This window comes from Ectothiorhodospira shaposhnikovii, from assembly GCF_016584105.1.
In the GTDB taxonomy this organism is placed as follows: Bacteria; Pseudomonadota; Gammaproteobacteria; order Ectothiorhodospirales; family Ectothiorhodospiraceae; genus Ectothiorhodospira; species Ectothiorhodospira shaposhnikovii.
This window is the reverse complement of record NZ_NRSM01000015.1, coordinates 1-22,813: the sequence shown is the minus strand read 5'-3', so window position 1 is coordinate 22,813 and position 22,813 is coordinate 1. Positions and strand designations below refer to the sequence as shown.

At 62.1% G+C, this 22,813-nt stretch carries 21 protein-coding genes and 1 riboswitch; of the genes, 16 read left to right on the top strand and 5 right to left on the bottom strand.

From position 1 onward, the window contains the following. The first annotated feature begins 83 nt into the window (after positions 1-83). The 7 genes from CKO35_RS09910 (at position 84) to CKO35_RS09880 (ending at position 6,229) form a co-directional block, all read left to right on the top strand. On the top strand, positions 84-383 hold the full coding sequence (locus CKO35_RS09910) for an integration host factor subunit beta (RefSeq protein WP_200175396.1): 300 nt from the start codon (positions 84-86) through the stop codon (positions 381-383). Between the two features lie 40 nt (positions 384-423). Beyond that, a complete protein-coding gene (locus tag CKO35_RS09905) occupies positions 424-717 on the top strand; it encodes a LapA family protein (RefSeq protein WP_200175394.1) in 294 nt (97 codons plus the stop codon). A gap of 5 nt (positions 718-722) precedes the next feature. Next, positions 723-1,919 (top strand): lipopolysaccharide assembly protein LapB, encoded by a 1,197-nt coding sequence (gene lapB / locus CKO35_RS09900; protein ID WP_200175387.1) that lies wholly within the window; start codon positions 723-725, stop codon positions 1,917-1,919. Between the two features lie 56 nt (positions 1,920-1,975). Next, on the top strand, positions 1,976-2,698 hold the full coding sequence (pyrF, locus tag CKO35_RS09895; protein ID WP_200175385.1) for an orotidine-5'-phosphate decarboxylase: 723 nt from the start codon (positions 1,976-1,978) through the stop codon (positions 2,696-2,698). A gap of 111 nt (positions 2,699-2,809) precedes the next feature. Then, the gene (locus CKO35_RS09890; protein ID WP_200175382.1) at positions 2,810-3,094 is read left to right on the top strand and encodes a ComEA family DNA-binding protein; all 285 of its coding nucleotides are present in this window, start codon (positions 2,810-2,812) and stop codon (positions 3,092-3,094) included. 135 nt (positions 3,095-3,229) lie between these two features. Further along, entirely contained in the window at positions 3,230-4,117 is an 888-nt protein-coding gene (galU, locus tag CKO35_RS09885; protein ID WP_200175380.1) for a UTP--glucose-1-phosphate uridylyltransferase GalU, read from the top strand. A 213-nt stretch (positions 4,118-4,330) separates the two neighbouring features. Continuing rightward, positions 4,331-6,229, top strand: coding sequence for a hypothetical protein (locus CKO35_RS09880; protein WP_200175378.1), 1,899 nt, complete (start codon positions 4,331-4,333; stop codon positions 6,227-6,229). Between the two features lie 195 nt (positions 6,230-6,424). Here CKO35_RS09880 and CKO35_RS09875 read toward each other — a convergent pair whose 3' ends face one another. After that, on the bottom strand, positions 6,425-6,991 hold the full coding sequence (locus CKO35_RS09875; RefSeq protein WP_200175376.1) for a protein-methionine-sulfoxide reductase heme-binding subunit MsrQ: 567 nt from the start codon (positions 6,989-6,991) through the stop codon (positions 6,425-6,427). Between the two features lie 44 nt (positions 6,992-7,035). Further along, positions 7,036-7,977, bottom strand: a complete 942-nt coding sequence (gene msrP / locus CKO35_RS09870; protein ID WP_200175368.1) for a protein-methionine-sulfoxide reductase catalytic subunit MsrP — start codon at positions 7,975-7,977, stop codon at positions 7,036-7,038. Positions 7,978-8,142: 165 nt separating this feature from the next. Between msrP and CKO35_RS09865 the strand changes: the two genes are divergently transcribed. Beyond that, positions 8,143-9,126, top strand: a complete 984-nt coding sequence (locus CKO35_RS09865) for a cytochrome-c peroxidase (RefSeq protein ID WP_420870753.1) — start codon at positions 8,143-8,145, stop codon at positions 9,124-9,126. Between the two features lie 359 nt (positions 9,127-9,485). Here the strand turns inward: CKO35_RS09865 and CKO35_RS09860 are convergent, their stop codons facing one another. Continuing rightward, positions 9,486-9,782, bottom strand: a complete 297-nt coding sequence (locus CKO35_RS09860) for an SGNH/GDSL hydrolase family protein (RefSeq protein WP_200175350.1) — start codon at positions 9,780-9,782, stop codon at positions 9,486-9,488. A gap of 241 nt (positions 9,783-10,023) precedes the next feature. Further along, positions 10,024-10,130: riboswitch (guanidine-I (ykkC/yxkD leader) on the top strand. 51 nt (positions 10,131-10,181) lie between these two features. Between CKO35_RS09860 and CKO35_RS09855 the strand changes: the two genes are divergently transcribed. From CKO35_RS09855 to uca, 6 genes are all read left to right on the top strand, one after another. Then, positions 10,182-11,273, top strand: a complete 1,092-nt coding sequence (locus CKO35_RS09855) for a putative urea ABC transporter substrate-binding protein (RefSeq protein WP_200175349.1) — start codon at positions 10,182-10,184, stop codon at positions 11,271-11,273. Between the two features lie 68 nt (positions 11,274-11,341). Further along, positions 11,342-12,166, top strand: a complete 825-nt coding sequence (locus tag CKO35_RS09850; RefSeq protein ID WP_200175348.1) for an ABC transporter permease — start codon at positions 11,342-11,344, stop codon at positions 12,164-12,166. Then, positions 12,163-12,978, top strand: coding sequence for an ABC transporter ATP-binding protein (locus CKO35_RS18220; protein WP_200175347.1), 816 nt, complete (start codon positions 12,163-12,165; stop codon positions 12,976-12,978). Before CKO35_RS09850 ends, CKO35_RS18220 begins: the two co-directional genes overlap by 4 nt. 2 nt (positions 12,979-12,980) lie before the next feature. Further along, on the top strand, positions 12,981-13,712 hold the full coding sequence (locus CKO35_RS09840) for an urea amidolyase associated protein UAAP1 (RefSeq protein ID WP_200175346.1): 732 nt from the start codon (positions 12,981-12,983) through the stop codon (positions 13,710-13,712). Positions 13,713-13,717: 5 nt separating this feature from the next. Beyond that, the gene (locus tag CKO35_RS09835; protein ID WP_200175344.1) at positions 13,718-14,368 is read left to right on the top strand and encodes an urea amidolyase associated protein UAAP2; all 651 of its coding nucleotides are present in this window, start codon (positions 13,718-13,720) and stop codon (positions 14,366-14,368) included. Between the two features lie 84 nt (positions 14,369-14,452). Next, the gene (gene uca, locus CKO35_RS09830) at positions 14,453-18,094 is read left to right on the top strand and encodes an urea carboxylase (RefSeq protein ID WP_200175343.1); all 3,642 of its coding nucleotides are present in this window, start codon (positions 14,453-14,455) and stop codon (positions 18,092-18,094) included. On the opposite strand, the gene CKO35_RS09825 is transcribed toward uca, so the two are convergent. Continuing rightward, positions 18,027-18,449 carry a hypothetical protein gene (locus CKO35_RS09825; protein ID WP_200175341.1) on the bottom strand — a complete coding sequence of 141 codons (423 nt, stop codon included), beginning with the start codon at positions 18,447-18,449 and terminating at the stop codon, positions 18,027-18,029. The two genes, uca and CKO35_RS09825, sit on opposite strands and share 68 nt — an antisense overlap. A 352-nt stretch (positions 18,450-18,801) precedes the next feature. On the opposite strand from CKO35_RS09825, the gene CKO35_RS18455 reads away from it, so the two are divergent. Continuing rightward, positions 18,802-19,356, top strand: a complete 555-nt coding sequence (locus CKO35_RS18455; protein ID WP_200175339.1) for an IS91 family transposase — start codon at positions 18,802-18,804, stop codon at positions 19,354-19,356. A 356-nt stretch (positions 19,357-19,712) separates the two neighbouring features. Further along, positions 19,713-20,537 (top strand): hypothetical protein, encoded by an 825-nt coding sequence (locus CKO35_RS18670; RefSeq protein ID WP_200175337.1) that lies wholly within the window; start codon positions 19,713-19,715, stop codon positions 20,535-20,537. A 72-nt stretch (positions 20,538-20,609) separates the two neighbouring features. Here CKO35_RS18670 and ltrA read toward each other — a convergent pair whose 3' ends face one another. Further along, positions 20,610-21,872, bottom strand: coding sequence for a group II intron reverse transcriptase/maturase (gene ltrA, locus CKO35_RS09810; protein WP_242467130.1), 1,263 nt, complete (start codon positions 21,870-21,872; stop codon positions 20,610-20,612). Positions 21,873-22,813: the final 941 nt, after the last annotated feature.

The following is a 22,813-nucleotide window of genomic DNA, read 5'->3' as shown; positions in this document are numbered from 1 at the left end:
GCTCCAACATCCCCGGATGCAATCCATCCGGGGATGTTGGCGTGCCGGAAGTCATGGTCGTGTAACATGCAAAGGGCGGGACGATGACGAAATCGGAACTCATCGATATACTAGCTCGCAAGCAGAGCCATCTCGCGTACAAAGATGTCGAGCTGTCGGTCAAGACCATGCTCGAACAGATGAGCCAGGCACTGGCCACCGGAGACCGGATCGAGATTCGCGGTTTCGGCAGTTTCTCGCTGCATTTCCGGCCGCCGCGGGTAGGGCGCAACCCCAAGACGGGTGAGACAGTGTCTCTGCCGGGGAAATATGTGCCTCACTTCAAGCCTGGCAAGGAAATGCGGGAGCGGGTCAATGAGCCGGAAAAGGCCGGGATCCGCTGACGTGGCAACACACTAATGTCCACAATCGGGAAAGCAGCCCATGAGTCGAGTCATTCTTCCGTTGGTTCTCATCCTGGCCGTTGTTCTGGGGGCCAGCTTCACGATCCTGAATGCCGGGGAGGTGGATGTGCATCTGTACCTGGATAGCTTCCAGGTGCCGTTGTCCATCGTAGTCTTCGTCAGCATGCTGCTGGGTGCCATTTTTGGGGGCATGGCCTGCAGTGGTCTGGTGATGCGTCGTGGCCGCGATGCGCGCCTGCTGCGCAAGCGCTGCAAGCGTGCCGAGGATGAAATCGCCAGACTGCGCGCACTGCCCAGCAACAGCAAGGTGTAATCACCATGATGGAACTCCTGTGGCTGCTGCTGCCAGTGGCGGCGGCCTCGGGATGGCTGGCGGCCCGTCGCCCGGTTCGGCAAGACAGCGAACCGGAACGGGCCGTCACCTTTTCCAGCCAGTACATCAAGGGCCTCAACTATCTCCTGACCGAACAGTCCGATCGCGCCCTGGAAGTGTTCATCGACATGGTGGACGTGGACCCGGACACGGTGGAGACCCACCTGATCCTGGGGAGCCTGTTCCGGCGCCGGGGGGAAGTGGATCGGGCCATCCGGCTGCATCAGAACCTGGTGGAGCGGGAGAATCTGGATCCGGCGCAACGCGCCAATGCCCTCATGGAGCTGGGGCGCGACTACATGAAGGCCGGTCTGCTGGATCAGGCCGAATCCCTGTTCAAGCAACTCATCCACCTGGGTTTTCTCCAGGGCGAGGCCTATCATCGCCTGCGTTCCCTGTATGAGCGGGAGCGGGATTGGGGTAACGCCATCTGGGCCAGCGAGCAGCTGTGTGAATTCGTCAGCGAACCCCAGAATCGACGCATTGCCCAGTACCATTGCGAACTGGGCGAGATTGCAAAGGCCGGCGGCGATGCCGTTGAAGCAGGCCGGCATGCCCGCAAGGCGCTGAGTTTCGATCAGGATTGTGCCCGTGCCAGCATCCTGATGGGAGATCTCGCCCTGGACGACGCCAACCCGGCGCTTGCGACGGAGCACTTCAGCCGTGTGATACGTCAGGATGGTGGCTTCATGTCCCTGGTCCTGCCCCGCATCCGTGGCGCTTTTCAGCGCATGGGGGATGCCGACGGCCTGGAAACGCTGCTGTCGGAATTTCGTAACCAGTATCCTTCGGAGGCCACCTCACTGGCGCTTGCCCAGGTCCTGGAGGAAAGGGGGCGTCTGGATTCCCTGGATACCCTGCTGAGCCAGGAAATGGCCCAGGACCATGTTTCACTCAAGTTGCTGCCGTTCTATCTGCGCCTCAAGTCGAAGCGCGGCGGGACCGCCGCGGATATCATGCCGGTGGCGGTACGCATGCTGGACAGATACCTGGAAGGCCATGCCTCCCACACCTGCACTCAATGCGGATTCCGTTCCCACACCCACTTCTGGCACTGTCCTGGTTGCCAGAGCTGGGGGAGCATCCGGCCCGTCGACAGCCTGATCGAGCAGCGCCCCGAAACCTGTCTGACGCCCCCCTGATCAGGGGCGATTGCTCCATACTTACCATCCCGTTCCCGCGAGAGGTTTGCCCTATCATGTCTTCGATTGATTCCGGTCCTCGGGTCATTGTGGCCCTGGACTACCCCGATACCGATTCCACGTTGTCCCTGGTGTCCCGGTTGAATCCCGATCAGTGCCGGCTGAAGGTGGGTTTCGAGTTGTTCGTGAGCGAAGGTCCGGCCCTGATAGAGCATCTCCATGCCCGGGGCTTCCAGGTATTCCTGGACCTCAAGTTCCATGATATTCCCAACACCGTTGCAGGCGCCTGCCGCGCAGCGGCCAGGCTGGGCGTCTGGATGGTCAATGTCCATGCAAGTGGTGGACGCCCCATGATGGAAATGGCAAGGGAGGCGCTGGAGTCAGTGGGGGGGGATGCCCGTCCGCTGTTGATCGCGGTGACGGTACTGACCTCCATGGATGACACTGATCTGGCAGCCAGCGGCGTGTCCCGGAGTGTGACGGACCAGGCGAGTTATCTGGCCCGGCTGACCCATGAAGCAGGCCTGGATGGCGTGGTCTGCTCCCCCCATGAAGCCGGCGCCTTCCGGGAGGCCTTTGGTGAATCCTTCCTGCGGGTGACCCCCGGTATTCGACCGGCGGATGCGGCACTGGGCGATCAGAAGCGGGTAATGACGCCTGGCGATGCCGTCCGCCTGGGCTCCAGCCATCTGGTGATCGGCCGGCCCGTGACCCGGGCAGCGGATCCTGCCGCGGTGCTGATGGCCGTGAATCAGGAAATTTCAGGGCTTGCCCCTTGAAACGGAACGGGGGTTGGGCGATAGTCTGACCCACGGGCAGCAAGGATTGCATGAGGACACTGCCCGTTAGACACCATGGAATGCCAAGGATATTTTCAAGGAGGCGACGGTATGAAAGTGCTCAAGTCACTGATCTTGTGTTTTTCTCTTCTTTTTTCCGCTACCGGCGCATGGGCCGCTGACTCGGTGAATGTCAACGAGGCGGACGCCCAGACGCTGTCCCGTGTACTTGCGGGGGTGGGGCAGGCGAAGGCCGAGGCCATAGTGGCCTACCGGGACCAGCATGGCCCCTTTAATTCCGTCCATGAGCTGACCCGTGTCAGCGGGATAGGTCCGCGCACCGTTGAACAGAATCTGGACCGGATCCGGCTGGAAAACCCCGCTCGTCAGGAATAGCGTTCGCGCATCTGCGCGGGCAGGACGGACAGGGGGCGGGATGACCGCCCCCTGTCTGTTTTGCGTCATGTCATCAGCCTATACTGACCGTGCAGGGGACTGAATCCATTCACTTCGACCAACGAAGACGTGCTTATGCATAAAAAGATCCGGAAGGCAGTATTTCCCGTGGCCGGGATGGGCACCCGATTTCTGCCTGCCACCAAGGCAAATCCCAAGGAAATGCTGCCGGTGGTGGACAAGCCACTGATTCAGTATGCCGCCGAAGAGGCCGTTGAGGCGGGCATTGATGTCCTGGTATTCGTCACCGGTCGCAACAAGCGCTCTATCCCCGACCATTTCGACAAGGCCTATGAACTGGAGTCGGAACTGGAGGAACGGGGCAAGGAAAAGATGCTGGAAGTCGTTCGCAATATCCTCCCCGCAGGGGTGACCTGCGTCTATATCCGCCAGGCCGAGGCCCTGGGGCTTGGGCATGCGGTGGGGTGTGCCAGACCGGTGGTAGGCGATGAGCCGTTTGCCGTCATCCTGGCTGATGACCTCATCGACGGGGCTGGACGGGGGGCACTTAAGCAGATGGTGGAAATATATGAAAACCATGGCTGCAGTGTCCTGGGGGTGGAGGAAGTCCCGCCCAGCGAAACGCACAAATATGGCGTGGTCACGCCGGAGGCCGTGGCTGAACGCCTCTGGAACGTGAAGGCCATCGTGGAAAAACCGGCGCCTGAGGTGGCACCGTCCAACATGGCCGTGGTGGGACGCTACATTCTCACTCCCCGCATCTTCGACTTGCTGGAAAACACCCAGAAAGGCGCCGGTGGCGAGATCCAGCTCACCGATGCCATTTCGGCGCTGCTGGGAGAGCAGCAGGTGCTGGCCCATCGGTTCAATGGTATCCGCTACGACTGCGGCAGCAAGTTGGGCTACCTGCAGGCGACGGTGGAATACGCACTCAAGCACCCCGAGCTCAAGGATGATTTTCGCGACTACCTGCTGGGAACTGTCTGCACTCGGGGACTCTGAATACAGGTATCGGACCACAGGCCGGTGAATGTGCTTCCGGCAACATGGGTCAAGTCCATTGCCGTCACTCCCGTGAAGGCGGGAGTCCGGGATTTCCAGTCGGTGACTGGAGGCGCGCCATTTCGGGAATGACTTGTTCAGAAGACCTTTTTGTCAATTTTCCAGCCATGGGGGCGGTAAGGTCTGCCCCCTTCACCAAGCATCGGTCCGGAAGTGAACTGGTTCAGATTTTTGCAACGATCCGCCCGGTCCAGGGAAAACACCGTTTCCCTGGACCGGCGGGACTACGAGCGCTATGAACGCTGGTCCAGAGCCGTCAAGCGGACACGCGTCTCCCGCAACCTGCTGAATATTGCCTGGACGGCGGGTCCCGTGACCGTGCTGGGGCTTTCCGGTGGTTATTACATCGGCTATGGCCGCCCCCCGTCCATTGAAATGCTGACCTATTTCGTCAGTTTCACCGTGCTTTCAGGCCTGATCGGCATGGTGGCCAAGATCGTCTATGACAGTACCCACGGGTCTGCCAAGGAGCAGGCCCAGGCGGATGTCATGGAGGCCGTCGACAAGCTGGGTGACCTGATCCTGGCGGTGCGGGATCTGGCCATGGAGGGACTGGAGCCTGAAGTCCGTCGCCGCGAGGCCGCGGTACAGCTACTGCAACGGGTGGATCTTTCTCCCGAGGGCGTGGCCTTTGCCTGTGAAGAGCTGACCGGCAGTCAGGCGCTGGGCAAATGTCTGGCCCATATCGATACGTTTCGTCGCGCCGGGCTGTATTCCCGTATCCGCGACATTCACCAGTCCTTCGGCGAGGAATTTGATCGTATCGTCGCCGACCTCAGGCAGATTGCCCCCGTCGCCGCCAGCATCCTCAGGGAGCGTTACATGGGGGGCGCCCCGAAGCTCCAGCGGGGGGTTCCCCGGGATGAATTTTTTCTGGAAAGGGTCATGGCCGCCATCGAGCAGGACAACCCCCTGCTCATGACCACCGCCGACGTGGAAGCCATGCTGGTACTGGCGTTCGAGTTGATCAACGGGCGCGAGATTCCCATGCTCATGTTCAGCTATACGGGCAAGTGGAGGCTGGCGGGGGCACTGGACCAGATGGAGGCGGCGCGGAGCCGCTATCGCATTGCCCAGGCCGCGGCCAGCAACCGGATTCGTGCCCTGGCCTCCTGGCTGGTGGAAGTGGATCTTCTGGCCTATCAGGAGGTGCCGGAGGGGTTGTCTTCCCATCTGCTGGTGGATCGCGTGGTACAGGCACTGGATGAACTGGCCACCCTGGTGAACGAACTCAGCAGGGGGCAGATGGAGGATGGCACGGCATCCCGTGGTGATCTGCGTCGTCTGGCCGAGAACCTGGCCACGGCACTGCGTCTGTACCGCACCGCCCACGAAGCCTTTCAGGAGGTGGGACGTGTTCATGCGGAAATGCTCAGGGCGTCGGAGTCCTGGGAGGCGCTGACCTCCCGTGATCTTGATGCCTCCGAGCAACTCAGGGTTGGGCCTGGCCGGCAGGGTCTGCGTATCGTGGAGAAGGTGATCAGCCTGGATGAAGATGCCCGCGAGGCGGTGTGCCAGCATCTGGTGAACTATCTCCACGGTGAACATCTGGAAAAGCGGGGCCGGCGATTCTTTACCCGTCGGGATGGACGTCGAAGGGCCCTGACCCTGGACGGTGCCCGGCAACTGGCCGTGGAGGTGGCCCTGGCCCTGGAGCCGCACATGGGTCTGTCCCGCCCCGAGATTCAGCGCGGCGTGGGGGCGACCCATGCCAGCTATCTGGGCAGTCTGGAGCCGGGCATGAGTGCCCAGGAAAAGCGTATTCTGGGCGAGGCCATGGCGGTGGACGTGGAGCAGGACATGAGTCGTGCGGCGGAGCGCCTGGCCCTGGCCCTGGTCAAGCACTACCGGGTCAGGCTCACGGACGCTGCCCGGGACTTCCTGATCGAAACCTATGGTGCCCGTCCGCAGGTGCTGAGCATGATTTCCCAGAGTCACGTGGAGGAGATGCCTCGCATCAGTCTGCTGAGTCTGCGGCCGCCGGTGGTTCCCACTCCCCGCCGTGACTGGTACCGCAGCCTGGTACGGGCACGTCGGGTCTTGCCGGACTGAACCTTGTTCACCCACGTCATTCCCGCGAAAGCGGGAATCCATGGAGGGGCAGGGTGGTAATTCTGGACTCCCGCTTTCGCGGGAGTGACGGTAGAAAAGGACGGTCATGACGGTATTGGGGGCAGGGCGACGCCAGGAGGCTTCATCTGGCAAAGTGCCGACAAGTTGTCGTCAGTCGTCAGTCGTCAGAAGATTTCAGTGGCCGGAGGATGAAAAGTTCCAGCCTTCCGCCAGCCTGAATACCACCAGGGCGCCGAATATCAAACCCAGCACGATGAGCTCGGTTTCGATCACCCGGGATACCATCCAGTAATGGAGAATACCGCCCGCCGCCGAGACATAGGCCAGTCGGTGCAGCCGCTGCCAGCGCTCTCGCCCCAGCCAGTCCCTGGCCCTGTTCACCGAGGTCAGCACCAGCGGCACCAGCATCACCCAGGCCAGCAGACCTGTCTGAAGGTGCCTGAGCTCCTGAACTTCGGCGACCATGAAAGACCAGGACCCGCCCTGGATCATCATCATCCAGACCAGGACGTGCAGCAGCAGGTAGGTGAAGGCCCATAACCCCATGGCCCGGCGCACCGCCGGGAAGCCCGGCCAACCGGTCAGCCGAAAGGCCGGTCCCAGTGCCAGGGTGGCCAGCAGCAGATACAGTCCCCAGCGCCCCAGTTCGTGCAGTAGCCGTTCTTCCGGTATCACTCCGAGTGTCCCCGCCAGCCAGGAGCCACCCAGCCACACAAGGGGCAGGGCGGCCCCGATGAACATGGCCAGCCTGAATCCAGGGATGATCTGTCGTGACGTGAATCGCATCAGAAGTGGCGGTGCAGATCCATGCCGGCATAGAGGTCTGCCACCAGTTCCCCATAGCCGTTGAACAACTCCGTGCGACGACGGCCACTTTCACCGATGCGTCGCTCCGTGGCCTGCCGCCAGCGCGGATGACGGACTTCCGGGTTCACGTTGGCATAAAAGCCGTACTCCGCCGGTTGCCGGGCTGTCCAGGAACTGACCGGCTGTTCCTCCTGCAGGTGAATGCGGACAATGGATTTGATGCTCTTGAAGCCGTACTTCCAGGGTACCACCAGTCTCAACGGGGCACCGTTCTGATTGGGCATGACATCCCCATACATCCCCACGGCCAGGAGGGTCAGCGGATGCATGGCTTCATCAATGCGCAACCCTTCCTGGTAGGGCCAGTCCAGTATGCGACTGCGTTGCCCAGGCATCTGATCGGGATCATGAAGGGTTTCAAACAGCACATACTTTGCGCGGGAGGTAGGCTCAAACCGCTTGAGCAGGTCTCCCAGGGGGAAACCGACCCAGGGTATCACCATGGACCATCCCTCCACGCAGCGAAGACGATAAATCCGTTCTTCAAGACCGTGGGGGGCGAGGATGTCCTCCAGGGTATAGCGGCCGGGCCTGCCGACCTCGCCGCCGATGGCAACCGACCAGGGATGGGTACGGAGCCGGTGGGCGTGTCGTTTCGGGTCTTCCTTGCCGGTGCCGAATTCGAAGAAATTATTGTAGCCGGCGGCCATGGCAGGGTCGGTCAGTGGCTCATCCGTTGAAAAAGGCCCCTGCGGCGCCCTGATCATGTCAGCCTGCCAGGCCGGGGCCGCGGAGAGTAACGGTGCCGCCGTGGTGAGCAGCAGGCCGCCGGCCTGCTTCAGGAAACGTCGACGCTGTGCATGAACCTCCTTCGGGGTAATTTCGGAAGGGGGAGGGATCGGGTAGGTTAGACGGGCCATGTTCAATCTCGTGTTGCTGTTAAGACGGTTTTTTGATGAGGCTCATGGTTTTGACGCAAACGGGGCGGAATCGGTTGCAGGACCAGGAAAAGGGGTCTAAATCTAGAATCATTCTAATTAGATTAGACCACGGCGAGTCAACAGGAGAAAGCCATGAACCGCATCATGCAGGCCATCCGCAGGTCGGTACCCATTGCAGTGCTGATCTGTGTGGCGGGGACAGGTTCCGTTCAGGCGGATGAATTTGAAAGCTACAAGCGCTATTTCGAGCCCTTGCCGGCCCTGCCTCCGTTACCTTCCCACAATTCGCTCACTCCTGAGAAAGTGGAGTTGGGCAAGATGTTGTTTTTTGAGCCTCGCATCTCCGCCAGCGGGGTCATCAGTTGCGCCACCTGTCACAACCCGGCGTTGGGGTGGTCTGACCGCATCCCCAGGGCGGTGGGGCATGATGGCCAGGTAGGGGAGCGCAACACGCCCACGGTGCTCAATTCCGGCTTCCTGGAAGCCCAGTTCTGGGACGGGCGTGAGCCTGATCTGGAAGGGCAGGCCCTGGGACCCATCCAGGCCGAAATCGAGATGGCCATGGACCTGGGGGATGCCCTGCAGCAACTGGCCAGTTTCGATGTGTATCAGGAGCGTTTCCGCGAAGCCTTTCCCGGAGAGGCCAAGCCGTTGACCGCCGAGAACGTGGCCAAGGCCCTGGCCAGTTTCCAGCGCACCCTGAATACGCCGAATTCACCTTTTGACCGCTACCTGCGGGGGGATGACAACGCCATGACCGCGCAGCAGAAACGCGGTATGGCTGCGTTCGTGGGCAATGGCTGCATTGCCTGTCACCGTGGAGCCAATCTGTCGGACAGCCGCTTCCATCGCTTCGAGCTTCCAGGCTCCACCGATGAGGGGCGTTTCGTCGTGACCGGCGATGAACGGGACCGTTTCGCCTTCCGCACCCCGACGCTGCGTAACGTGGCAGTGACCTATCCCTATTTCAATAACGGCAGCGTGGACAATCTGCACGATGCGGTTCAGCTGATGGGAGAACAGATGCTGGGGCGTAAACTGCAAGAGGATGTGGTGGATGATCTGGTGGCCTTCCTCCATGCCCTGACCGGCGAGATGCCCAGCATCACCTTCCCCGCCTTGCCGTAAGGCATGTTTTCAGCATCCCGCAGGGGCATGGAAAAGCGGTACTGAAACAGGAAGCCGGATGATGGCTGGGGCATGGCACACGCCGTCCCCCAGCCATCCATGCTTCACGACATCCCCGACCCGGGTTTGAGCATTCCCTAAAATCTCCGTGCGAACGTGATGGACGTTCGGGTTTCCCTGGCATTGGGTGGCCAACTGGGGCTGTCATCGCCACGACCGGTGAAGCCCCTGGGCGGCGTGTATGCCCATGGGCATTGCCACGGCACAGCACAGGAAGAGGCGTAGCCTGGTCATCAAGCGGGTTCCAGGCCCCATGTGACGGCTGTCATGGATGGCTTGATCAACATCGGGGCAAGACCTCAGAGCGCGCCGGACTGGATCAGTACCTGCATGATGTGTTCGGCCAGCAATCGGTAACCATCGGCATTGGGATGTATGGGATCGGCTTTCAGTTTATCCCGGGACAGTATGTGGGCCAATGCCTTGTTTTCCAGAGGGATGCCCAATTCCGACGCCAGCGTGTCGTAGGACTGGGCATTGCGCAGTCGCAGCGGGGCCGGAGCGGGAACGGTGACCAGCACCACCTGGATATCACGTTCCCGCGCCAGCGGAAACCCACGGAGACCCCGCCCCGGAAGATCCCCAAAAAACGTCATTCCCGCGAAAGCGGGAATCCACGGGGCCATGCACTGACCTGAAGCAAAAACCCGCCGGCACGCACCATCCTGAAGCAGCAAGAGCACCACCCATCCCCCTGAAAACAAATAAGCCCTTGGATTTAAAGGGTAACGGCTTCTGGCATCCTGCTTGCTTTCATAACTTCCAAGAACAGGAGATATCACGCAATCAAAACCGTTGAATACACCCTGTAACTGAACATACCGACAACCTGGAATACCAATGGGTGACTAGGGTTCCGGCCCGCCGCATGGCGGGTGACTGGTCCGAGAGTTGCCGACCTCCTCTTCCTGGGGGTTACACGGCGGGACAAAAGCCCGGGAGATCCATCGTGATGCTCCTGTGCCCTGTTTCACCGTCAGCCTGAGGAAGAGACCATGTCCAGACCCACCCGACGACTTCACCGCCGCCTGCCCGCCGCGCTCGCGGTGGCCACCCTGTGCCTGAGCCTGATTCTGCCGGGATACACCCTGGCCGGAGAGCGTGACCGCTTCAGCATCGCCTGGAGCATCTACGTGGGCTGGATGCCCTGGGGCTACGGGGCGGCCGAAGGCATCATCGACAAATGGGCCGACAAGTACGGCATCACCATCGACGTGGTGCAGATCAACGACTACATCGAGTCCATCAACCTCTACACCGCCGGCCGGTTCGACGGGGTGACCCTCACCAACATGGACGCCCTCACCATCCCCGCCGCCGGCGGGGTGGACACCACCGCCCTGATCATCGGCGACTTTTCCAGCGGCAATGATGGTGTGGTGCTCAAGGGCAGTGACGACCTGAAATCCATCCGGGGGCAACGGGTCCATCTGGTGGAACTGTCCGTTTCCCATTACCTGCTGGCCCGGGCCCTGGACAGCGTGGGCATGAGCGAGCGGGACATCCGGGTGGTGAACACCTCGGATGCGGACATCGTCGCCGCCTTCCAGAGTCGCGGCGTGCAGGCGGCGGTCACCTGGAACCCCCAGCTGGAGGAAATCCGCCGCCAGCCCGGTGCCCATGTGGTCTTCGACTCATCCCGCATCCCCGGTGAGATCATCGACATGCTCGGGGTGAACACGGCCGTGCTGGAGGCCAATCCCCGCTTCGGCAAGGCCCTGGTGGGGGCCTGGTACGAGATCATGGCGCGCATGTTCGGCGAGGATGAGGCCGCCCGCCAGGCCCGCGCTGCCATGGGCGATGCGGCGGGCACCGACCTGGCCGGCTACGAGGCCCAGCTGGCCTCCACCACCTTCTTCCACGATCCGTCCGAGGCGGTGGCGTTCATCACCGGCCCCCAGCCCATGGAAACCATGGAAAAGGTACGCCAGTTTGCCTTCCAGCACGGTCTGCTGGGGGAGCGTGCCGCCAGCGCCGACTTCGTCGGCATCGCCTTCCCGGACGGTTCGGTCCTGGGCAGTCCCGATAACGTCAGATTGCGCTTTGATGCCTCCTTCATGCGCATGGCGGCGGACGGCGAACTGTGATGATGTCCCGTGGCGGGCCCGTTCGGGGCACCGCCACGGGCACCGGACCCGACGGGGAGCGTACCCGCATGAAACGTCTGATCAATCGCCAGCCGGGACGGGTGGGGTCGGTGCTGCTGACCGCCCTGCCGTTCGTGGGCGTGTTGCTGGCCTACGGCATCGCCTCGGCCCTGCGGCTGGCGGAGAATCCCAATGATCCGCTGCTGCCCTCCCTGCTCACCCTGGGAGAATCCTTCCTGCGCCTGGCCACGGAGGAAAACCGGCGCACCGGCGACATCCTGCTGTGGAGCGACACCGCCGCCAGCCTGATTCGCCTGGGCCTGGGGGTGGGCATCAGTGCCCTCATGGGACTGATCATCGGCATCGTCACCGGCCTGATTCCGGTGGTGCACCGTACCCTGTCACCCTTTCTGGTGGTGCTGTCCATGATCCCGCCCCTGGCCCTGTTGCCGATCCTGTTCATCGTTTTCGGGGTAGGGGAGCTGTCCAAGGTGATGCTGATCATCTTCGGCGTGGCCCCCTTCCTGATCCGCGATCTACAGCAGCGGGTGGAACAGTTGCCCCGGGAACAGCTCATCAAGGCCCAGACCCTGGGGGCCTCCACCTGGCAGATCATCCTGCGGGTGGTACTGCCCCAGGTCATGCCCCGGTTGCTGGACGCCACCCGCCTGGCCCTGGGGTCCGCCTGGCTGTTCCTCATTGCCGCCGAGGCCATCGCCGCCACCGAAGGACTGGGATATCGCATCTTCCTGGTGCGTCGTTACCTGGACATGGAAACCATCCTGCCCTACGTGGTCTGGATCACCCTGCTGGCCTTTGCCTTCGACCTGCTGTTGCGGGTGCTCACCCGCAGGCTGTTTCCCTGGTATCGGGGGGGGAGGGCACCGGCATGACCGCAGCCATTCATTTCGACAAGGTGTGGAAGTCCTACGGCCACGACGTGGTGCTGGAGCGCATCGACCTGCAGGTGAAGGCCGGCGAATTCGTCACCGTGGTGGGGGCCTCAGGCTGCGGCAAGACCACCTTCCTGCGGCTGCTCCTGGGGGAGGAAGCCCCCAGCCGGGGACATATCCTCATGGATGGCCGACCGCTGCCGGCGGAACCGGGGCCTGACCGTGGCGTCGTGTTCCAGCGCTATTCCGTGTTTCCCCACATGACGGTGCTGGGTAACGTCATGGCGGGTCTGGAGTTCGCCGCCGCCCCCTTCACCGGTCGTCTTCTGGGACGGGCCCGGCGCCACGCCAGGGACGAAGCCCGGGACATGCTCTGCGCGGTGGGCCTGGAGGGTGCCCTGGACAAATATCCCGCCGAACTTTCCGGGGGCATGCAGCAGCGTCTGGCCATTGCCCAGGCCCTGGTGAAGCGTCCCCGGGTGCTGCTGCTGGACGAGCCCTTCGGTGCCCTGGACCCGGGCATCCGCAAGGACATGCACGCCCTGATCCTGGACCTGTGGCGCCGCACCGGCCTGACGGTGTTCATGATCACCCACGATCTCAAGGAAGGGTTTTACCTGGGCACCCGGCTACTGGTGTTCGACAAGCTGCGCCACGACCCCCATGCCCCCGGGGCCTACGGCGCCAGAATCACCTACGACATCCCCCTGGGCCAGACCGACCGGCAGGTCTACGAGGACATCCGTACCGCCATCGGGGTGCCGGAGTCGGCGCCCCTCTCACCACAAACCCCGCCCCACACGGAGGCCTGACCATGACACAGACACTCCCGCCACCGGTGCATCAGGAAACTGTCCCCGGCGGACGTTACTGGTCCCTGGTCATCCGCCGCGGATTCATCCTGCGGCTGGAGGACAAGACCGGCCACGCCAATGTTTCCATGCTGCTCTACAACCCCGCCAACCCCCTGGAGCGCTACAACGCCCCGGACACCTTCAAGGGCCAGCACACCTCCCGGCTCACCCGGGGGCACATGCTCTACTCGGACATGGGCCATGTGATGCTGTCCATCGTGGAGGACAGCCTGGGCTGGCACGACACCCTCGGCGGCATCACCGACGACGACATCATCCGCCACCGGTACGGCGAGCACCGCTACCAGGAACACCGCAATGCCTTCCATCGCAGCGGCCGGGAACTGTTCCTCATCGAACTGGCCAAGTGGGGCCTGGGACCCCGCGACCTGGTCCCCAACCTGAACTTTTTCAGCAAGGTCTACGCCGATGAGAACGGTCGGCTGCACTTTGACCGGCATCACCGCCGACCCGGGAGCCACGTGGCCCTGCGGGCGGAGATGGATACCCTGGTGGTGCTCAACACCGCCCCCCATCCCATGGACCCGGCCGGGGAATACCGGCCCGGCGCCGTGGAACTGTCCATCCATCGCGGCCCGCCGGTGAATCCCGACGAGGATGAATGCGTCAACGCCCGCCCCGAAAATCGCCGCGCCTATGCCAACACGGCCATCATGTACTGCCAGGAGTGATCATCATGAACGGACAGACCCTGATCGAAAGCCCCCTGGACCCCGGACAGGCCCGCCTGCGTCGGGTGGTGCCCGCCGGCGAGGCGTGGCTGCACGAACTCGGGCAGGGCCAGACCCTGCGCATCGTGGATCTGGAAGGCAACCAGGCCGCGGATACCCTGTTCTACAGCCTGGAACATCCCACCGGAGAGCACTACAGCGCCGTCCACACCATCCGTGCCCAGGGCAACGTCTATCTCACCGCCGGTTCCCGGCTGCTGTCCAACCTGGGCCGGACGATGCTCACCCTCACCGCCGATACCTGCGGACGCCACGACACCCTGGGCGGGGCCTGTGCGGCGGAATCCAATCAGGTGCGTTATGCCCTGGAAAAGAAACCCATGCACAACTGCCGGGACAGCTTCCTCACCGCCCTGGCGGGCAACCACTACGGGCTGACCAAGCGGGACCTGGTGCCCAACATCAATTTCTTCATGAACGTGCCCCTGACCCCGGAGGGCGGCCTGCGGTTTGAGGACGGCATCTCGGAAGCCGGCAAATATGTGGAGATGCGGGCGGAGATGGACGTGATCGTGCTGGTATCCAACTGCCCCCAGCTCAACAATCCCTGCAACGCCTACAACCCCACCCCCGTGGAAATGATCATCTGGGACTGACAACCCCTCCCCCGGGGACGACCCCGGGCGGCACGTTTTCCGGCGGGACGGCCCGCCACCCTGTCATCGGAGCACACCTACGCCATGTTCACCACGGTTCTGATCGCCAACCGCGGCGCCATCGCCTGTCGCATCATCCGCACCCTCAAACGCATGGGCATACGGTCCGTGGCCGTCTACAGCGAGGCGGATCGCCACTCCCTGCACGTGCGCCAGGCCGACATGGCAATGAACATCGGCGAGGCCGCCGCCACCGCCTCCTACCTGGACCAGGGCCGCATCCTGGCGGCCGCCCGGGAAAGCGGGGCCCAGGCCATCCACCCGGGCTATGGCTTCCTGTCGGAAAACGCCGCCTTTGCCGAGGCCTGCGAGGCCGCCGGCATGGCCTTCATCGGCCCCACGCCCCGGCAGATCCGGGATTTTGGCCTCAAGCACACCGCCCGGTCCCTGGCCCGGGACAGCGGGGTGCCCATGCTGCCGGGTTCGGGCCTGTTGCGGGACGCTGACCACGCCGCCGCCGAGGCCGCCGCCATCGGCTACCCGGTGATGCTCAAGAGCACCGCCGGTGGTGGCGGCATCGGCATGCAGCTCTGCCACGACCCACGGACCTTGCGGGATGCCTTCGAATCAGTGCAGCGTCTGTCCCGTAATCACTTCTCCGACAGCGGCCTTTTTCTGGAGAAATACGTCCGCCACGCCCGTCACATCGAGGTGCAGCTGTTCGGGGATGGCCGGGGGCAGGTGATCGCCCTGGGAGAGCGGGACTGCTCCCTGCAGCGGCGCAACCAGAAGGTGGTGGAGGAAACCCCGGCCCCCAACCTGGACCCGGGCGTGCGGCAACGCCTGCTGGAAACCGCCGAGACCCTGGGGCGGGCGGTCAGCTACCGTTCGGCGGGCACGGTGGAATACATCCTGGATGCGGACAGCGGGGATTTCCATTTCCTGGAAGTGAACACCCGGTTGCAGGTGGAACATGGTGTCACCGAGCAGGTCACCGGCGTGGATCTGGTGGAGTGGATGGTACGGGGCGCGGCCGGCGACCTGCCGGATCTGGAACAGTTGCGGCCCGCATCCCCCCGGGGCCATGCCATCCAGGTACGGCTTTATGCAGAGGACCCGGGCAAGGCCTTCCAGCCCGCCAGCGGCCTGCTCACCGAGGCGCAGTTTCCGGCGTCCGCCCGGGTGGACACCTGGGTGGAGCGAGGCAGCTGCATCTCGCCCCATTACGACCCCATGATCGCCAAGATCATCGTCCACGGCGAAGACCGGGCCAGTGCCCTGGAGCACCTGCGGGACGCCCTGGCGGATACCCGTCTCCACGGCCTGGAAACCAACCTGGAATACCTGCGCCAGGTGGCCGCCGATCCGGTATTCCAGGCGGGCCGCCAGACCACCGCCCATCTGGGGCGGCTGACCTATCAGGCGGCCACCGTGGAGGTCCTGCACCCCGGCACCCAGACCACGGTGCAGGACTATCCGGGGCGGGTGGGTTACTGGCACATCGGCATGCCGCCCTCCGGTCCCATGGACAGCCTGGCCTTCCGGCTGGGCAACCGGTTACTGGGCAACACGGAACGGGCGGCGGGACTTGAACTCACCGTGAGCGGACCCACCCTGAGCTTCAATACCGACGCGGTGATCGCCCTTACCGGGGCTTTCATGACCGCCACCCTGGAGGGGCAACCGGTACCCTACTGGCAACCGGTGAACGTGCGTCGCGGTCAGGTGCTGAAGGTGGGCACCCTCAGCGGAGCCGGGGCGCGGACCTATCTGCTGTTCCGGGGTGGTCTGGATGTGCCCCTGCACATGGGCAGTCGTGCCACCTTCACCCTGGGGCAACTGGGCGGGCATGGTGGCCGGAGCCTGCGGCGGGGAGACATCCTCCATCTGGGCGAGGCGGCTGACCAGCCCCCCCGACCCCTGCCCGTGGCGGCCATCCCCGAATATGGCCGTCATTGGGAACTCCACTGTATCTACGGCCCCCACGGGGCTCCGGACTTCTTCACCACCGAGGACATGGCGGACTTTTTCGATGCCCGCTGGGAAGTGCACTACAACTCCAGCCGCACCGGCGTGCGCCTGATCGGCCCGAAACCCCGCTGGGCCCGGACGGATGGCGGTGAAGCGGGTCTGCATCCCTCCAATCTCCATGACAACGCCTACGCCATCGGCGCGGTGGACTTCACCGGCGACATGCCGGTGATCCTGGGCCCGGACGGCCCCAGTCTGGGGGGCTTCGTGTGTCCCGCCACCGTGATCACCGCCGACCTGTGGAAACTGGGCCAACTCAGGCCCGGCGACACCCTGCAGTTCATCCCCGTGGACATGGACGCGGCCAACCGTATGGCGGTCAACCACGAGGTGGCCATCCACAAACCGGCACGCCCCGCGCGGATCACGCTCGATCCGGTGATCATCACCTCCCCGGTGCTGCGGGAACGGCCGGCACCGGCCCACCCCCTGGGGGTCACCTACCGCCCCGCCGGCGACCGCTACCTGCTGGTGGAATACGGCCCGATGATGCTGGATCTGAACCTTCGCTTCCGCGTGCAGGCCCTGCTGGAATGGCTGGGGGAACAGCGCATCACCGGCATCCTGGAAATGACCCCCGGGGTACGCAGCCTGCAGATTCACTACGACCCCGGCGCTCTGCCCCTGTCCGCCCTGATGCAGATCCTGGAAGCGGCGGAAGCGGAACTGAGGGACCTGTCCGCCGCCGAACTGCCTTCCCGCATCATCCATCTACCCCTGGCTTGGGACGACAGCCAGACCCGACTGGCCATCCGCAAGTACATGCAATCGGTTCGCCGGGATGCCCCCTGGTGCCCCAGCAACATCGAGTTCATCCGCCGCATCAACGGTCTGGAAAGCGAGGCCGAGGTCAAGCGCATTGTCTACGATGCCTCCTACCTGGTCATGGGCCTGGGGGACGTTTACCTGTCCGCCCCCCTGGCCACCCCGGTGGACCCCCGTCACCGCCTGGTCACCACCAAATACAACCCGGCCCGCACCTGGACGCCGGAAAATGCGGTGGGCATCGGCGGTTCCTACCTGTGCATCTACGGCATGGAAGGGCCGGGCGGGTATCAGTTCGTAGGCCGAACCCTGCCCATCTGGAACCGCTACAAGGTCACCCCCGAATTCCAGCAGCCCTGGCTGCTGCGCTTTTTTGATCAGATCCGTTTCTATGAAGTCTCCGAAGACGAACTGCTGCACATGCGGGATGTGTTCCCCGAGGGCGGGCTGCGTCTGCTGATCGAGGAAACCACCTTCTCCCTGGCCCGCTACAACCACTTTCTGGAAACCCACCGCGAGGAGATCCAGGCCTTCAAGGACCGTCAACAGGCCGCCTTCGAGGCAGAACGGCGACGCTGGATCGAGAGCGGTCAGGCCCACTACACCGTGGAGGCCGACCCCCCGGTGGACGTGGCCGAGGGGCCTGTACTGGCGGATGGCGAGGTGGCGGTGGAGGCCCATGTCCACGGCAGTCTCTGGGCCCTGGAGGTGGGGGAGGGGGACCGGGTGGAAGCGGGCCAGCCCCTGCTGGTGCTGGAATCCATGAAGATGGAAATCACCGTAGCTAGCGAGATCCGGGGCACCGTCAGCCGCATCCTCTGCCGGGAAGGGGCCCAGGTGGCACCGGGGCAGGTGTTGCTGATCATGGCTCCCGAGGGTCGGGATGCCCCAGCAGCCGACCGAGGGCCAATCGCGTCTGATGGTGGATGAAGGCCCGGGACAGGCGTCGTGGCCCGAACAGGCGTTGCTGCTGTACACGTCCCCCCAGATACAGCAGATCCTTGGGGGCGGGATCGAAGGGGCGCCGACTGATACGGGCGATGCGCCCCAGATTGATGCCCCGCCCATCGTCCAGCAGGATGAAATGCGGATTCAGACCCCGGGCCGGATCCGGCCGGGGGAAATCCATCACATCCAGCAGGATCCGGGGTGCCCCATGGACGCGAACCCCCAGCTGCATGGGGCTTGGGACCAGCTCCACCAGATAGATGGCGTCACCGATGGCGGCACGCAGACGTTCGATCTGCGCGTGGTATTCGCTGGGAGGCCATAGCTGCTCGCTCATGAGCAATGAGACTAGGCCCGGGTGGAGGGAACTGCAACCCGGCCGGCAGAGGGGAAATCTTGCGTTGTGGCGCGCATCATCAAGGCGTGTGACAACCCCAAGCACAGGATGTTGCTGGAGGTGTGCTATGGCTGTGGATTGCGGGTCAGCGAGGTTGTGGCGCTGCAGCCGCCCGCGTGTGTGGCTGTTTCCACATACGTTCCAACCGCAGCATCACATTGGCGTGAGTTCAGCACAGCGCCTGTTTGGCCGCTGTCGCCGCCGCGCCGGGGTGAGCAAGTCGGTGGGGATCCACGGCCTGCGACATGCGTACGCCACGCCCCCCCCGCTGTCAAGACGGTTTCGCGGCCTGATGGTGTCTGCCCTGAGACAGGCGGCCGCCAGCGGTGCGTTGTCGCGGGTGAGCCACCCGGGAGAAGTCGACCGTGTGCTGGATGCACTGATGCGGGAATCGTGGAACGTCTACACCAAGGCCTGCCTGAACCGGGGTGCAACGGTGGTGGACTACCTGGGCCGCTACACACACCGCATTGCCATCACCCACCAGAGGATTGTGAAGGTAGATGAGGACGGTGTTCACTTCACCTACAAGGACTATCGGACGGAACAGCGCAAGGTGATGGTATTGTCGGGGGAAGAATTTGTGCGCCGTTTTTTGCAACACATCCTTCCCAAGGGTTTGATGCGGGTGCGCCATTACGGCTTTTTGGCCAATCGGTGCCGCCGTCAAAAGCTTGATCAGGTCAGGAGGGCATTATCGATGGCGCGTCCACCGGCAGCCACCGCCGCGCCGCGCAAGGAAGCGTCCGGGTATCCTTGTCCCCGATGCCGGAAAGGTCGTTTGCATGTCATTGCCGAAATATCGCGTCCTGTCCCATGTCCCACGCTCGAGGTACGACGATGTTAAGTGATTGAAAAATAGCGGGTGACGGAGCAGGCTGACAACGGCCTCCGGAAAGGCCGGGGCTGAGTGCGGGCAAAACATTGAAACCGGGCCAACAATCAGGCTATGTTCATTGAAAACACACTTGCCAAGGATCCCCCAGCATGGCTCCACAGTGGCCGAAGGAACCCGCACAGGTAATCCACACCTGCCAAAGCGCCGCTCATGGCCTGCCTGGCCCACCGCCAAAAATACAATCCCCATTATAAAGATGTGCGGTACATGGCTTCGTCCAACAGACGTTTATCCGCCATGCTGCGCACAGCGGATAAACGCTTATATGTTAGGCTCCAAATCACAGTACGGAAAGTGGGAATAAAATGAGCATCAATGAAACCGTATTAGAAATGCACTTTCACCACCCAATGCTTAGCCTGTTTAGGGATACATTTGGCTTGGGTAACGGATCGTTCAATTTCTACAAATATTCACCTCAAAAAGAATGTTTTGTTGGCTTTGATCAGGCTTTTGTAAGGACCGAGTTAAGTGAGGACGAGCTTTTCAGGAAACTGAAAAAAAGTGCTCTAGATGATGGTTATGACTTATCGAATTTCTTCTTTGGTTACTTTCTGCAATATAAGGTAGTAAAAGTTCTCCAAAATCGGATGCGTCATACACCCTCGCAAGTAACCTCAAGGCCTCACTATAGAGTCTCACTTGATACTCAAAAAAATGTCAAAACAGGTTTCTCTCAACATGAGCTTTTATATAACCTCAATAGAAATGATGGGGCATTAGTTTATTATGCTTGTCCAATGCTATTTGGCAGGGAAGAGCTTTATAAAAAAGAACCAGATTTGGGCTTACTAAGATTGGCGGACGTAAATGATTGTCCTTCAATTTATGGTGATAATGAACAACATTATATCTATTTTGACGATACTACAGCGGAGCCAATTTGGTGCAGCGAGCCTACAGAAGGCAAGGCATACACCCCCAAAGAAGTTGCAAGCATTATAAAGAAGCGGATCGCCACATCCGACTTAATGGAGAGTCAATTGACTCTCTTGGATTCGCTCGGAGGTGAGTCGGAAAATGTTATTACTAAAAAGAAAGAGAAAATACTTAACTTGGTCTCAGATTCTATGACCATAATTCAGTTTAGTTCGGAAAATGAGCCTAATCGGGTAAGGGCGGGTGTTTAGCCCGCCCTCCCCACACCACCTGGCATGCGGGTCCGCACCAGGCGGTTCACAAGAAGGGAGCACACGACGATTTCAGGTATAACCATGCGCTTTCATCCATTGATCGCGGATGCTGATCAAGCCCTGGCGTTTCAGCCAGTCATTGGTCATCCCGGTCTGGGTGCCGAGGGATCGGGACAGGTGCCAGTAGCTTTTGGAGCTCATGCCTGTCCAGATGGCGGCGCGTTTTGGCGTTCCCAGGGCCAGCAGGTGGCGGATACGGTTTCGCACCCCGCGCCACTGTTTCCAGTAGCACATGCGGATACGTCTTCGCAGCCAGTGGTCCAGCTCGGGAATAGGCCGATAGTAGTCCGAGATGCCGAAGTAGCCCATCCAACCACGGACATATTCCGTCAGCGTCTTGAGCCGGCAGTCCATGGACACGCCCCAGCTCCGGCCGGTGAGCTTTCGCAACCGGTGACGGAAGTCCTGATAGGCGCGCTCGGACCATCGCAGCTTGGTTCCCCGGAAGGTGAATCCCAGGAATTGGCAGTCGTTGGTCCTGACCACGCGGCTCTTGTGCGGATTGACCACCAGCTTGAGGGTGCCGGTCAGGAAGCGAGACACGCTCGCCATGACCCGTTCCCCGGCGCGGTGGCTCCGCACAAGGATCAGCAGGTCGTCCGCATACCGGACGAACCGATGCCCTCGCGCTTCCAGTTCCTTGTCCAGGTCATCCAAAAGGATATTGGCCAGCAAGGGCGACAGGGGACCACCCTGGGGTGTCCCGATCACCGTTGCCTCAAGAGTATCCCCGACCCGCACACCCGCCCGCAGATACTCGCCGATCAACGCCAACAGTCGTTTATCGCGTACCTTGCGGCCCACTCGGGCCATCAGGATGTCGTGCTGGACCGTGTCGAAGAACTTCGCCAAGTCCAGATCGACGGCGATGCGGTAGCCATCAGCGATATGGGTTTGTATCCGTCTCAGTACTCCATGGGCGGAGCGTCCGGGTCGGAAGCCGAAACTCGAATCCGAGAATCCTGGATCGAAGATCGGCCCCAGAGCTTGCGCCATGGCCTGTTGAATGACCCGATCCGTCACCGTCGGGATGCCAAGCAGTCGCTCGCCCCCATCGGGTTTGGGAAGGGTCACTCGTCGCACCGGTTGTGGCCGGTACGTGCCATCACGCAAGGCTTGGCGGATGACCGGCAGGTTCGAACGTGCGAACTCAGGGAAGTCCTCGATGTGCATCCCATCGACACCGGGGGCGCCCCTGTTGGCTTTCACCCGCTTCCATGCCCGTCGCATGTTCTCGCTTGCCAGCACCCGCTCCATCAGGTCGTCGTGCAAGGCTGGCTGCGTGGTATCACGCCGCGACGCGTCTCCCCCGGACGGGTTCGACGACGCGTGCGAGCAATCCACGGCTCCGCCTTGTCTTCTCATGTTCGGCCCTTCACCGCGAAGCCCGTCCACGGGCGTGCGATTACTATGGCCTCGGCTGACCTCTGCTCCGTCACGTCGAACGTTGCCGTTGGACGCGCTGCCCGGGTCGCGGTAGGGTCCGGTGGGATGCCCAGCCCTTTCGGGCTGGCCCTCAGTCCGGTTCCCATGGCGACCACAGCCACGGTAGGGTTCGATGGCGTATCCAGTCCTTTCGGACTGGGCCTCAGTTCGACTCCCATGGCGGCACGGGCCGCATGCGGAACAGATCTCCCCGGATAAGGACATGAACTTTCAGTGCACAACCGCCGCATTTACCCTATCCCCTGCACCTGATGGGCTTTGTCACCTTGTGCTGACTCGCCCGGGGACTGAGCCTTATATGCGATTTCTGTCCGTCGGCTCGCACTTTTGCGCTCGGGCTTCCTCCAGACAGACCCTCACGGGGCTGCCCTTGCCGTCGGCTAGTAGTTACGTTGGTCCACAGTGTGGACATCACAGGTACTCCTACAGGGGACTTTCACCCCATCAGTTCATGCCCATGCCGGGCGTACACAATCAAAGGCAGTCGGACGCGTAAACGCGCCGCTGCTTTGGGCGTTGAACTAAGCCGCATTCGCGGCAGCTTTCTCCGTCCTTACCTGCGTAAATTGCACTGATCATCAAGACTCTCTTCAGGGCCATGTTTGCCCTGACATTTGAGAGGAGATCAGTGATGACACCCTTACGCCGCCAGATGCTGGATGCGATGTGCCAGCGTGGTTTTTCACCGCGGACCCAGCAGAGCTATATCTACGCGGCCAGATCCCTGGCTGCCTATTTTGGCCGTTCTCCGGCACGGCTTTCGATGC

What these genes read in the sequence shown, in the direction of transcription:
- CKO35_RS18670 (WP_200175337.1), top strand. Translation starts at nt 19,713, where the DNA reads ATGAGCATCAATGAAACCGTATTAGAAATGCACTTTCACCACCCAATG.
- CKO35_RS09855 (WP_200175349.1), top strand. Translation starts at nt 10,182, where the DNA reads ATGTCCAGACCCACCCGACGACTTCACCGCCGCCTGCCCGCCGCGCTC.
- CKO35_RS09825 (WP_200175341.1), bottom strand. Translation starts at nt 18,449, where the DNA reads ATGAGCGAGCAGCTATGGCCTCCCAGCGAATACCACGCGCAGATCGAA.
- msrP (WP_200175368.1), bottom strand. Translation starts at nt 7,977, where the DNA reads ATGGCCCGTCTAACCTACCCGATCCCTCCCCCTTCCGAAATTACCCCG.
- uca (WP_200175343.1), top strand. Translation starts at nt 14,453, where the DNA reads ATGTTCACCACGGTTCTGATCGCCAACCGCGGCGCCATCGCCTGTCGC.
- pyrF (WP_200175385.1), top strand. Translation starts at nt 1,976, where the DNA reads ATGTCTTCGATTGATTCCGGTCCTCGGGTCATTGTGGCCCTGGACTAC.
- CKO35_RS18220 (WP_200175347.1), top strand. Translation starts at nt 12,163, where the DNA reads ATGACCGCAGCCATTCATTTCGACAAGGTGTGGAAGTCCTACGGCCAC.
- galU (WP_200175380.1), top strand. Translation starts at nt 3,230, where the DNA reads ATGCATAAAAAGATCCGGAAGGCAGTATTTCCCGTGGCCGGGATGGGC.
- CKO35_RS09835 (WP_200175344.1), top strand. Translation starts at nt 13,718, where the DNA reads ATGAACGGACAGACCCTGATCGAAAGCCCCCTGGACCCCGGACAGGCC.
- CKO35_RS09905 (WP_200175394.1), top strand. Translation starts at nt 424, where the DNA reads ATGAGTCGAGTCATTCTTCCGTTGGTTCTCATCCTGGCCGTTGTTCTG.
- CKO35_RS09875 (WP_200175376.1), bottom strand. Translation starts at nt 6,991, where the DNA reads ATGTTCATCGGGGCCGCCCTGCCCCTTGTGTGGCTGGGTGGCTCCTGG.
- lapB (WP_200175387.1), top strand. Translation starts at nt 723, where the DNA reads ATGATGGAACTCCTGTGGCTGCTGCTGCCAGTGGCGGCGGCCTCGGGA.
- CKO35_RS18455 (WP_200175339.1), top strand. Translation starts at nt 18,802, where the DNA reads ATGGTGTCTGCCCTGAGACAGGCGGCCGCCAGCGGTGCGTTGTCGCGG.
- CKO35_RS09840 (WP_200175346.1), top strand. Translation starts at nt 12,981, where the DNA reads ATGACACAGACACTCCCGCCACCGGTGCATCAGGAAACTGTCCCCGGC.
- CKO35_RS09910 (WP_200175396.1), top strand. Translation starts at nt 84, where the DNA reads ATGACGAAATCGGAACTCATCGATATACTAGCTCGCAAGCAGAGCCAT.
- CKO35_RS09850 (WP_200175348.1), top strand. Translation starts at nt 11,342, where the DNA reads ATGAAACGTCTGATCAATCGCCAGCCGGGACGGGTGGGGTCGGTGCTG.
- CKO35_RS09865 (WP_420870753.1), top strand. Translation starts at nt 8,143, where the DNA reads ATGCAGGCCATCCGCAGGTCGGTACCCATTGCAGTGCTGATCTGTGTG.
- CKO35_RS09860 (WP_200175350.1), bottom strand. Translation starts at nt 9,782, where the DNA reads ATGACGTTTTTTGGGGATCTTCCGGGGCGGGGTCTCCGTGGGTTTCCG.
- CKO35_RS09890 (WP_200175382.1), top strand. Translation starts at nt 2,810, where the DNA reads ATGAAAGTGCTCAAGTCACTGATCTTGTGTTTTTCTCTTCTTTTTTCC.